Annotated in this window: 4 protein-coding genes, 1 tRNA gene and 1 rRNA gene; 1 reads left to right on the forward strand and 5 read right to left on the reverse strand. The window is 70.7% G+C overall.

Going from position 1 to position 10614, the window contains the following annotated elements; all coding sequences use genetic code 11:
• Positions 1-189 precede the first annotated feature (189 nt).
• Both AB0K09_RS22815 and AB0K09_RS22820 read right to left on the reverse strand, forming a co-directional pair.
• A complete protein-coding gene (locus AB0K09_RS22815; RefSeq protein WP_366067223.1) occupies positions 190-879 on the reverse strand; it encodes a response regulator in 690 nt (229 codons plus the stop codon).
• Positions 880-1152: 273 nt separating this feature from the next.
• The gene (locus AB0K09_RS22820; protein ID WP_366067224.1) at positions 1153-6684 is read right to left on the reverse strand and encodes a HAMP domain-containing protein; all 5532 of its coding nucleotides are present in this window, start codon (positions 6682-6684) and stop codon (positions 1153-1155) included.
• Positions 6685-6894: 210 nt separating this feature from the next.
• On the opposite strand from AB0K09_RS22820, the gene AB0K09_RS22825 reads away from it, so the two are divergent.
• Entirely contained in the window at positions 6895-9549 is a 2655-nt protein-coding gene (locus AB0K09_RS22825) for a SpoIIE family protein phosphatase (RefSeq protein WP_366067225.1), read from the forward strand.
• 50 nt (positions 9550-9599) lie between these two features.
• Here AB0K09_RS22825 and AB0K09_RS22830 read toward each other — a convergent pair.
• The 3 genes from AB0K09_RS22830 to rrf form a co-directional block, all read right to left on the reverse strand.
• Positions 9600-9672 (reverse strand) — tRNA-Thr (locus AB0K09_RS22830).
• A 48-nt stretch (positions 9673-9720) separates the two neighbouring features.
• On the reverse strand, positions 9721-10404 hold the full coding sequence (locus AB0K09_RS22835) for a DegT/DnrJ/EryC1/StrS family aminotransferase (protein WP_366067226.1): 684 nt from the start codon (positions 10402-10404) through the stop codon (positions 9721-9723).
• Positions 10405-10521: 117 nt separating this feature from the next.
• A 5S ribosomal RNA gene (rrf, locus tag AB0K09_RS22840) occupies positions 10522-10614 on the reverse strand; the annotation flags it as partial.

The following is a 10614-nucleotide window of genomic DNA, read 5'->3' on the forward strand; positions in this document are numbered from 1 at the left end:
CCTTGCCGGACGTACGTGAGGCCATGGTGCCGAGGTTACCGTTGTCGTGTGCGGGGGACATCCGCGCCCGGGCGTTCACCCGTTCGTGTCGCACGGCGGCGCCGGGCCGGTGACGATTCCGGTGACGGCGCCGATGCCGACGGGCGGTGACAGGACGTCAGGCGATCGGGCGGCGGCCTGCGGGTGCGGTCAGTTCTGGGTGGGGAGGGGGCTGGCGCCGCTGCCCGCCCCGGGCTCCAGCGCGTCCAGCGCCCGCCGCAGCCCGGTGAGTTTGCGCTCCAGATGGGCGGCGGTGGCCACGGCTGCCGCGTCGGCCGACTCGTCGAGCTGCTTGGAGAGCGCCTCGGCCTGCTCCTCGACGGCGGCGAGCCGCGCGGAGAGCTCGGCGAGCAGCCCGGCGGGCTCCTCCGCCTCGGCCACCGGACCGCGGCCGGCGTGGCCGCCGCTCTCCAGCTGGAGGCGCAACAGGGCGGCCTGCTCGCGGAGCTGGCAGTTCTTCATGTACAGCTCGACGAACACCGAGACCTTGGCGCGCAGCACCCACGGGTCGAAGGGCTTGGAGATGTAGTCCACGGCGCCCGCGGCGTAGCCGCGGAAGGTGTGGTGCGGACCGTGGTTGATGGCGGTGAGGAAGATGATCGGGATGTCCCGGGTCCGCTCCCGCCGCTTGATGTGCGCGGCGGTCTCGAATCCGTCCATGCCGGGCATCTGAACGTCCAGCAGAATCACCGCGAAGTCGTCCGTCAGCAGCGCCTTGAGCGCTTCCTCCCCTGACGATGCCCGAACCAGCGTCTGATCCAGCGCCGAGAGGATGGCCTCCAGCGCGAGCAGATTTTCCGGCCGGTCATCGACCAGGAGGATCTTGGCCTTCTGCACCATGGCCCGTCCTCCTCGCCCCGGCATGGGGTGCCCCCTGCTCGAAGAGCTCGGGGAGGCACCGGATGCCGCCCCGGGGGACGACTCCCTTGCGCCGCCCGTCCTTGTGCCGGTCATGGTAGCCGCACCCCGCCTGTCGCCACACCCTGTCACCACGATGTCACTGTGCACGTAGCGGAAACGTGGCGGAGGACGGGAAGGTTCCCCGTGGGCCACGCTCTCACACGTACCGGGCCGCGGTCGACCCGGGAAGGACACGAGCCCTCCCCGAGGTCCTCACTCCGCGCGCATCCACTGCGCCATGACGGCCAGCAGGTGGTCCGTGTCGACCGGCTTGGTGACGTAGTCGGACGCGCCGGCGTCGATGCTCTTCTCCCGGTCGCCCTTCATCGCCTTGGCCGTCAGCGCGATGATGGGCAGCCCCGCGAACTGCGGCATCCTGCGGATGGCGGCCGTCGTCGCGTACCCGTCCATCTCCGGCATCATGATGTCCATCAGGACCACCGCGACGTCGTCGTGCTGCTCCAGGACCTCGATCCCCTCGCGCCCGTTCTCCGCGTAGAGCACCGACAGCCCGTGCTGTTCGAGCACGCTGGTGAGCGCGAAGACGTTGCGGATGTCGTCGTCGACGATGAGCACCTTCTCGCCACGGAATCCGCCCGCGGGACCGCCCGGCAGGGCCTCCGGGCCGTCACTCTGCGCATCGGCGGGCCAGGTCTGCTGCGGTACGGCCGAGGGCGCCGAGGGCATCGGCGCGGCGAGCGTGTCCACCTCGGTGTCCTCGTCCCGCGGCTCCGGTCCGCCGGGCCGTCCCGGCTGCCCGAGGCCGGTCTGCGGCGCGGGGAGCTGCCCGGCGGCCTGCGCGGCCCGCCGGCGGCGCAGGAAGAGCCCGGCCGCCCCGCGCGCGGACGACTCCACGCCCCCGGCGGCCTGCTCCTCCGGCCCGTAGGGCTCGCCGGCCTCCAGCGCGCCGTAGCCGTGGGGCGGCAGCTCGCCGGGGTTCAGCGGCAGGTAGAGGGTGAAGGTCGAGCCCCGTCCGGGCTCGCTCGCCGCGTGGATCTCGCCACCGAGCAGCCGTGCGATCTCGCGGCTGATGGACAGCCCGAGTCCGGTGCCGCCGTACTTGCGGCTGGTGGTGCCGTCCGCCTGCTTGAAGGCCTCGAAGATGACGCGCATCTTGCTGGCCGCGATGCCGATGCCGGTGTCCGTGACCGAGAAGGCGATCATTCCGGCGTCGGCGTCGCGCAGCGAGCCCGCCTCCAGCAGCTGCTCACGGATGGCGTCCGGGACGTCGGCCCCGGCCGGCCGGATGACGAGCTCGACCGCGCCCGTGTCGGTGAACTTCACCGCGTTGGACAGCAGGTTGCGCAGCACCTGGAGCAGCCGCTGCTCGTCGGTGTGCAGCGTCGCGGGCAGCTCGGGCGAGACCCGCACGGAGAAGTCCAGGCCCTTCTCCGCCGTCAGCGGCCGGAAGGTGGCCTCGACGTAGTCGACCAGCTGGACGAGCGCGATCCGGGTCGGGCTGACGTCCATCTTGCCCGCCTCGACCTTGGACAGGTCCAGGATGTCGTTGATGAGCTGGAGCAGGTCGGAGCCCGCGCCGTGGATGGTCTCGGCGAACTCGACCTGCTTCGGGGAGAGGTTGCCGTCGGCGTTGTCGGCGAGCAGCTTGGCCAGGATCAGCAGCGAGTTGAGCGGGGTGCGCAGCTCGTGCGACATGTTGGCCAGGAACTCGGACTTGTAGCGCATGGAGACCGCGAGCTGCTCGGCGCGCTCCTCCAGCACCTGCCGGGCCTCCTCGATCTCGGTGTTCTTCACCTCGATGTCGCGGTTCTGCCGCGCCAGCCGCTCGGACTTCTCCTCCAGCTCGGCGTTGGAGATCTCCAGCGCCTTCTGCCGGTTCTCCAATTCCGCCGAGCGCTCGCGCAGTTGCTCGGTGAGCTCCTGCGACTGCTTGAGCAGCATCTCCGTCTTGGTGTTGACGCTGATGGTGTTGACGCTCGTGCCGATCATCTCGGCGATCTGGCTGAGGAAGTCCTTCTGGATCTGCGCGAACGGCTGGAAGGAGGCCAGCTCGATGACGCCGAGCACCTGCCCCTCGAACAGTACCGGCAGCACGATGACATGGGCCGGCGGCGCCTCCCCCAGCCCCGAGGCGATCTTCAGATAGCCCGGCGGGACGTTCTCCACCAGGATCGTGCGCTTCTCCTGTGCGGCCGTGCCGATGAGCGACTCACCGGGCCGGAAGACGGTCGGCATGGAGCCCATGGAGTAGCCGTACGAACCGAGCATCCGCAGCTCGTACGCGTCCTCGGCGGTCTCGCCCTCCTGCTGCCCGGCCTCGTGGCCGGTCGGCATGGCCAGGAAGAACGCGCCGTGCTGGGCGGAGACCACCGGGGTCAGCTCGCTCATGATGAGCTGGGCGACGTCCTCCAGGTCGCGGCGGCCCTGCATGAGGCCGGAGATACGGGCGAGGTTGCCCTTGAGCCAGTCCTGTTCCTTGTTGGCCAGCGTGGTCTCGCGCAGGTTGGCGATCATCATGTTGATGTTGTCCTGGAGCTCCAGGATCTCGCCGGCCGCGTCCACCTCGATCTTGAGGTTGAGGTCGCCCCGGGTCACCGCGGTGGCGACCTCGGCGATGGCCCGTACCTGCCGGGTCAGGTTGCCGGCCATCTCGTTCACGGACTCGGTCAGGTCGCGCCAGGTGCCGTCCACGTCCCGCACCCGTGCCTGGCCGCCCAGGATGCCCTCGGTACCCACCTCGCGGGCCACCCGGGTCACCTGCTCGGCGAACGAGGACAGCTGGTCCACCATCGTGTTGATGGTCGTCTTCAGCTGGAGGATCTCGCCGCGCGCGTCGATGTCGATCTTCTTGGTCAGATCGCCCTGCGCGATGGCGGTGGTCACCATGGCGATGTTGCGGACCTGCCCAGTGAGGTTGGACGCCATCGAGTTCACCGACTCGGTGAGGTCCTTCCAGGTGCCCGAGACGCCCGGCACCCGGGCCTGACCGCCCAGGATGCCGTCCGTGCCCACCTCGCGGGCCACCCGCGTGACCTCGTCCGCGAAGGACGACAGCGTCGTCACCATGGTGTTGACGGTGTCGGCCAGCTGCGCGACCTCGCCGCGCGCCTCGACGGTGATCTTCTTGGTGAGGTCGCCGTTCGCGACCGCGCCCGCGACCTGCGAGATGTTCCGCACCTGGCTGGTCAGATTGTTGGCCATCAGGTTGACGTTGTCGGTGAGGTCCTTCCAGATGCCGGTGACGTCCCGCACCCGCGCCTGACCGCCCAGGATGCCCTCGGTACCCACCTCGCGGGCCACCCGCGTGACCTGCTCGGCGAAGTCCGACAGCTGGTCGACCATCGTGTTGACGGTGGTGACGAGTTCGAGGATCTCGCCCTTGGCGTCGACCGTGATCTTCTTCGACAGATCGCCCTTGGCGACCGCCGTGGTGACCTCGGCGATGTTGCGGACCTGCGACGTCAGGTTGTTGGCCATGAAGTTGACCGACTGGGTCAGGTCCTTCCAGGTGCCGGAGACGCCCTGCACCTCGGCCTGACCGCCCAGGATGCCTTCGGTACCCACCTCGCGGGCCACCCGTGTGACCTGCTCGGCGAACGACGACAGCTGGTCCACCATCGTGTTGAGGGTGTTCTTCAGCTCCAGGATCTCGCCCCGCGCGTCCACGTCGATCTTCTGCGACAGATCGCCGCGCGCCACCGCCGTGGCCACCTGCGCGATGTTGCGGACCTGGGCGGTCAGATTGCCCGCCATGCCGTTGACCGAGTCGGTGAGGTCGCGCCAGACACCCGCGACGCCCGGCACCTGTGCCTGGCCCCCGAGCCGGCCGTCCGTACCGACCTCGCGGGCCACGCGCGTGACCTGGTCGGCGAAGGAGGAGAGCTGGTCGACCATCGTGTTGATGGTGTTCTTCAGCTCCAGGATCTCGCCCCGCGCGTCCACGTCGATCTTCTGCGACAGATCGCCGCGCGCCACCGCCGTCGTCACCTGGGCGATCTGGCGCACCTGCGAGGTGAGGTTGCCGGCCATGAAGTTCACCGAGTCGGTGAGTTCCTTCCAGGTGCCGGACACGCCGTCCACCCGCGCCTGGCCGCCGAGCCGGCCCTCCGTGCCCACGTCGCGGGCCATCCGGGTGACCTGGTCGGCGAACGAGGACAGCTGGTCCACCATGGTGTTCACGGTGTTCTTCAGCTTCAGCATCTCGCCGGAGACGTCGACGGTGACCTTCTGCGACAGATCGCCGTTCGCCACCGCCGTCGTCACCTGGGCGATGTTGCGGACCTGGCCGGTGAGGTTACGGAACGCGGTGTTCACCGAATCGGTGAGGTCCTTCCACGTCCCGGCCGCGCCCGGCACCTGCGCCTGACCGCCCAGCTCGCCCTCGACACCGATCTCCCGGGCCACGCGGGTGACTTCGGCACTGAAGGACTGGAGCTGGTCGACCATCGAATTGACGGTGTTCTTCAACTCCAGCATCTCGCCGGAGACGTCGACGGTGACCTTCTGCCCCAGATCCCCGTTCGCGACCGCCGTCGTCACCTGGGCGATGTCCCGCACCTGACCGGTGAGGTTGCGGAACGCGGTGTTCACCGAGTCCGTGAGGTCCTTCCACGTCCCGGCCGCGCCCGGCACCTGCGCCTGGCCGCCCAGCAGACCCTCGGCACCCACCTCGCTGGCCACCCGCGTGACCTCGTCGGCGAAGGTGCGCAGCGTCTCCGTCATCTGGTTGATGGTCTCGGCGAGTTGGGCGACCTCGCCGCGCGCGCTCACCGTGACCTTCTGCGAGAGATCGCCGTTCGCGACCGCGGTGGTCACCTGCGCGATCCCGCGCACCTGGGCCGTCAGATTCCCGGCCATCAGGTTGACCGAGTCGGTGAGGTCCTTCCAGACACCCGCCACGCCCGGCACCTGCGCCTGACCGCCCAGCTCGCCCTCGGTACCGACCTCCCGGGCCACCCGGGTGACCTCGGAGGCGAAGGAGGACAGCTGGTCCACCATCGTGTTGACGGTGTTCTTCAGCTCCAGCATCTCGCCCGCCACATGGACCGTGACCTTGCGGGAGAGATCGCCCTTCGCGACGGCCGTCGTCACCAGCGCGATATCACGCACCTGGGCGGTCAGCCGGGAGGCCATCGTGTTGACGGAGTCCGTGAGGTCCTTCCACGAACCGGACATTCCGCGTACCCGGGCCTGCCCGCCGAGCTTGCCCTCGGTGCCGACCTCGCGCGCCACCCGGGTCACCTCGTCGGTGAACGCCGACAGCTGGTCCACCAGCCCGTTGACCGTGCGCCCCACCTTGAGGAACTCGCCGCGCAGCGGATGCGCCGACCCGTCCGCGCCGAGGGAGCGCAGGTCCATGCGCTGTTCCAGATCGCCCTCGGCCACCGCGGACAGCACCCGCCCGACCTCGGACACCGGCCGGACCAGATCGTCGACCAGCGCGTTGGAGGCGTCGATCGCCGCGGCCCACGCCCCTTCGCAGGCGCCGACCTCCAGCCGTTCCGTGAGTTTTCCCTCACGGCCGACCACCCGCCGCACCCGCGCCAGCTCACCCGTGAGCTGCAGATTGCGGTCCGCCACCTCGTTGAACACCGCCGCGATCTCGGACATCGCCCCGTCGCCGGAGACGGTCAGGCGTTTGCGGAAGTTTCCGTCCCGCATCGCCTCCAGCGCGGACAGGAGCCGGTTCAGGGCCGCCGTGTCCACTTCCGTCGTCCCATTGGCCCGGGACCGTCCGCCCTTCGCGCGCGTGCTCACGCCCCGCGCCGCCGCGCCAGACTCCACCGTGTCCCTCCCGCAGGGTCGATCATCCTCGTCGGGCTCCGCTTCGAGCTTTCCCAGTGTTTCACCCTGGCCCAACCAGGCCATAACAGACGGCAGCATGGCACACCGGCCTCCGGCACCCCCAAGGTGGAATCACCACGACCGCCCTCCGCCCGTACGGTCGGGGTAAGTAACCTGGCATCCGGCCAGGCAATGGAGGGGCGCTGTCGCATGGGTGAGCAGACGGCCGAGACAGACACGAGGAGACCTGTGATCACCGCGCGGGCTGCCGCCACCTTCGAGCCGGTCGGACGCTCCGTCGCCTCCGCACGGGCCTTCGTCCGGGATACTCTCCAGGGCTGGGGCTTCCCCGATGTCATCGACGACGCCGTCGTCCTGACCAGCGAGCTCGTCACCAACGCCGTCGTCCACGCCGGCACTGCCGCCGAGGTCCTGTGCGCCCGTACGGAGGACGGGGTCCGCGTCGAGGTCGCCGACCGTTACCCCGAGCGCGAGCTCCCGGTGCAGACGCCCGGCCGGCAGTTCGGCGGCTTCGACCGCGAGGGCGGCCGCGGCCTGCTGCTCTGCGCGGCCCTGGCCACCCGCTGGGGCGTGGAGTACAGCTCCACCCGCAAGAAGGTGTGGTTCAGCCTCGACCTGCCGGACCGCCCCGCCGGCACCCGCTCGGCCGGCCCCGCCCTGCCCGCCGAGGCCCTGCCGGTCGCCGAGGTCCGGGTGCGCGTCGCCGTCGTCCAGATCGACCGCTCCGGCGCCATCAGCGCCTGGAACGACGACGCCCGCGACCTCTTCGGCTACAGCGCCGACCAGACCGTCGGCAAGCCGCTCACCGACCTCGCCGCCTGGCCGCACACCCCGGGCACCTCCACCGGCATCGCCGAGGCCCTCGCCCTCTCCCGCTGGGAGGGCTCCTACGGAATAAGGGATGCCGACGGCCGCGTCGTCCCCGTCTACGCCTCGCATCTGCGCGTCCGCGACACCGAGGGCGCGCCCTCCACGGTCTGTCTGCTCGTGCGCGACGAGGAGCGCGCCGTGCTCCAGAGCCCGGTCCGTTCCGGCTCGGCGGACTCGGGCGGCGAGCGCACCAGCGCCGACCCCTTCGAGGTCTTCATCGGCTCCCCCGCCCCCGACGACCTGGACGGCCTGCTCCAGCGCACCGTCGAACGGGCCCGGGACATGCTCGACGGCGACGCCGCCTATCTGCTGCTCGCCACCGACGACGAGACCGAGCTGGAGGTCCGGGCCTCCACCGGCCTGCCCTCCGCCCGTCAGCGCTTCGCCCGCGTCCCCGTCGAGGCCGGCACCGGACGCTACGGCTCCGCCCGGATGCCGGCCGTCCACGACGACCTCAGCGCGGTGCCCGGCGCGGTACCGCTGCTGGCCAACACCGGCATGCGCTCGGTCGTCACCGTCCCCCTGAAGGTCGAGGGCCGGCTGACCGGCTCGCTCGGCGTGGCCGCCGAGGCCCCCCGGCGGTACGGGAACGAGGAGGCCCTGCGCCTACAGTTCGCCGCCGACCGCATCGCCCTGGCCGTCGAGTCCGCCCGTCTGGGCGAACTGGAACGCCTGCGCCGCGGCTCGCTCTCCTTCCTCGTCGAGGCCTCCGACCTGCTCGCCGGCACCCTCGACCGCGACCAGACCCTGGCCCTGATGGCCCAGATGACCGTCCCCACGCTCGCCACCTGGTGCGCCGTCTACACCATCGCCGACCAGAGCTCCGAACCCGAGCTCTCCTACGTGCTGCACGAGGACGAGGACCGCATCGACGGCCTGAAGGCCCTGCTCTCCAAGGTCCCGCCGCCGGACCCGGTGCCGACCCCGGGCGCCCGCGTCTGGACGGCCCCCTCCGAGACGGCCCACGCCGCCGCCCTGCGCACCTCGCTGCGCACGCTCGGCCTGGACGACCACTCCGGCCGGCCGCCCGCCCCCGTCGCCTCCCTGGCCACCGCGGCGGCCGTCGGCGGCGAGACCGTCGTCCTGCCGCTGGTGGCCCGCAACCGCGTCATCGGCATGCTCACCCTGGGCAAGCCCGCCGACGACCACTTCCGCCAGGAGATCCTCGAACTGGCCGAGGACCTCTCCCGCCGCGCCGCCCTCGCGCTCGACAACGCCCGGCTGTACAGCGAGCGCACCGCCATCAGCCAGAGCCTCCAGCGCAGCCTCCTCCCGCCCGAACTGCCGGACGTGCCGGGCGTGGAGGTCGAGGTCATCTACCGCGCGGCCGGCGAGGGCAACGAGGTCGGCGGCGACTTCTACGACCTGTTCCCCATCCGCGACGGCGCGTACGGCTTCGCCATCGGCGACGTCTGCGGCACGGGCCCGGAGGCGGCGGCCGTCACGGGTCTCGCACGGCACGCGCTGCGCCTGCTGGCCCGCGAGGGCTTCGGCGGCCCGGCGGTGCTGCAACGGCTCAACGCCGCCATCCTCGACGAGGGCGCCCGCAGCCGCTTCCTGACGCTGCTCTACGGCGAGCTGTGGCCGCAGCCCGACGGCAGCGCGAGCCTCAAGGTGGTCTGCGCCGGCCATCCCCTGCCGCTGCGCCTGCGCCAGGACGGCACGGTCGAGCCGGCCGCCGAGCCGCAGCCGCTGCTGGGCGTCATGGACGACCTGGAGCTGTACGAGCAGACCGTCAGCCTCGCCCCGGGCGATGTGCTGCTCTGCGTCACCGACGGCGTCACCGAGCGCCGCGAGGGCGCGCGCATGCTGGGCGACGACGGCCTGACGGACGTACTCGCCGGATGCACGGGCCTGACGGCGGGCGCGGTGGCGGCACGGGTGCTGCGGGCGGTGGAGCGCTTCGCCGCCGAACCGCCCTCGGACGACATGGCCATTCTCGCGATGCGCGTGCCGGAGCCGGAGCAGAGCTGAGAAAGACAGAAAGGCCCCCGCCGGAACGGCGGGGGCCTTTCTTCTTACAGAGCCCCAAAACGGAATCGAACCGTTGACCTTCTCCTTACCATGGAGACGCTCTGCCGACTGAGCTATTGGGGCCGGCAACGAGATAAAGCATACCCGATGTTCGGACGTGCTTTTGACCATCTAAGCGGCGGCCGCGGGCAGCGGCCCGCCGAGCGCGTTGCACGCCGACACGATCCGCTGGAGCTCGCGCCGGGAAAGATCCGAGCCGACGGGCAGGGCAAGGCACTCGTCGGCACCCCGCTCGGTCTCGGGCAGCCACAACTCCCGCCGGTAGGACGGCAGTCGGTGCACGGGCGTCTGGACGGGAACGTGGCACGGCACACCGCGGGCACGGAGGGCGCGCGCGAAGGCGTCCCGGTCCGGCCGGCCGTTTCCGGGCACGCGGACGACGTACGAGTGGTAGCCGTGCCGGCCGCCGGGGCCGGTGACGGGGGTGACGACGCCGGTGAGGCGGGCGTTGAAATAGGCGGCGTTGGCCCGGCGGCGCTCGGGGTCGTCCGCCGGGGTCGCGGTGGAGTGCTCGACGAGCAGCAATCCCCGTGAGGCCGCCAAGGATTGAAGAGCCGTCAGATCGAGCGGAAACCCGAAGAGCCGGACGTACACGACGGCGCTGGTGCGTGAGGTCAGCGCGGCGGCGACGGACGCCGGGTCGAGGCAGAGGCTGCCGGGGTGGATGTCGGCGAAGACGGGAGAGGCTCCCGTGCCACGAACGGCGTCGGCGGGCCCCGGTCCGGCGAAGGACGGTACGACGACCTCGTCGCCGGGGCCGATTCCGGCAGTGGCGAGCTTCTGCTGAGTCCCCATACGCGGATGGTGACGGCGGGACGTGAACACGGCGTGACGGCGGGCACTTCTTCGTGAAAACAAAAAAGCTCCGGTGCTTGAACCGAAGTTCAAACACCGGAGCTTTTTTGAAAATTAGTTCGGCGGCGTCCTACTCTCCCACACGGTCCCCCATGCAGTACCATCGGCGCTGAAAGGCTTAGCTTCCGGGTTCGGAATGTAACCGGGCGT

It is taken from the genome of Streptomyces sp. NPDC049577 (genome assembly GCF_040675635.1).
GTDB lineage: Bacteria > Actinomycetota > Actinomycetes > Streptomycetales > Streptomycetaceae > Streptomyces.

Excerpts from the sequence above, each read along its gene's own strand:
- AB0K09_RS22815 (WP_366067223.1), bottom strand. The coding sequence starts at position 879 with ATGGTGCAGAAGGCCAAGATCCTCCTGGTCGATGACCGGCCGGAAAAT.
- AB0K09_RS22825 (WP_366067225.1), top strand. The coding sequence starts at position 6,895 with ATGGGTGAGCAGACGGCCGAGACAGACACGAGGAGACCTGTGATCACC.
- AB0K09_RS22835 (WP_366067226.1), bottom strand. The coding sequence starts at position 10,404 with ATGGGGACTCAGCAGAAGCTCGCCACTGCCGGAATCGGCCCCGGCGAC.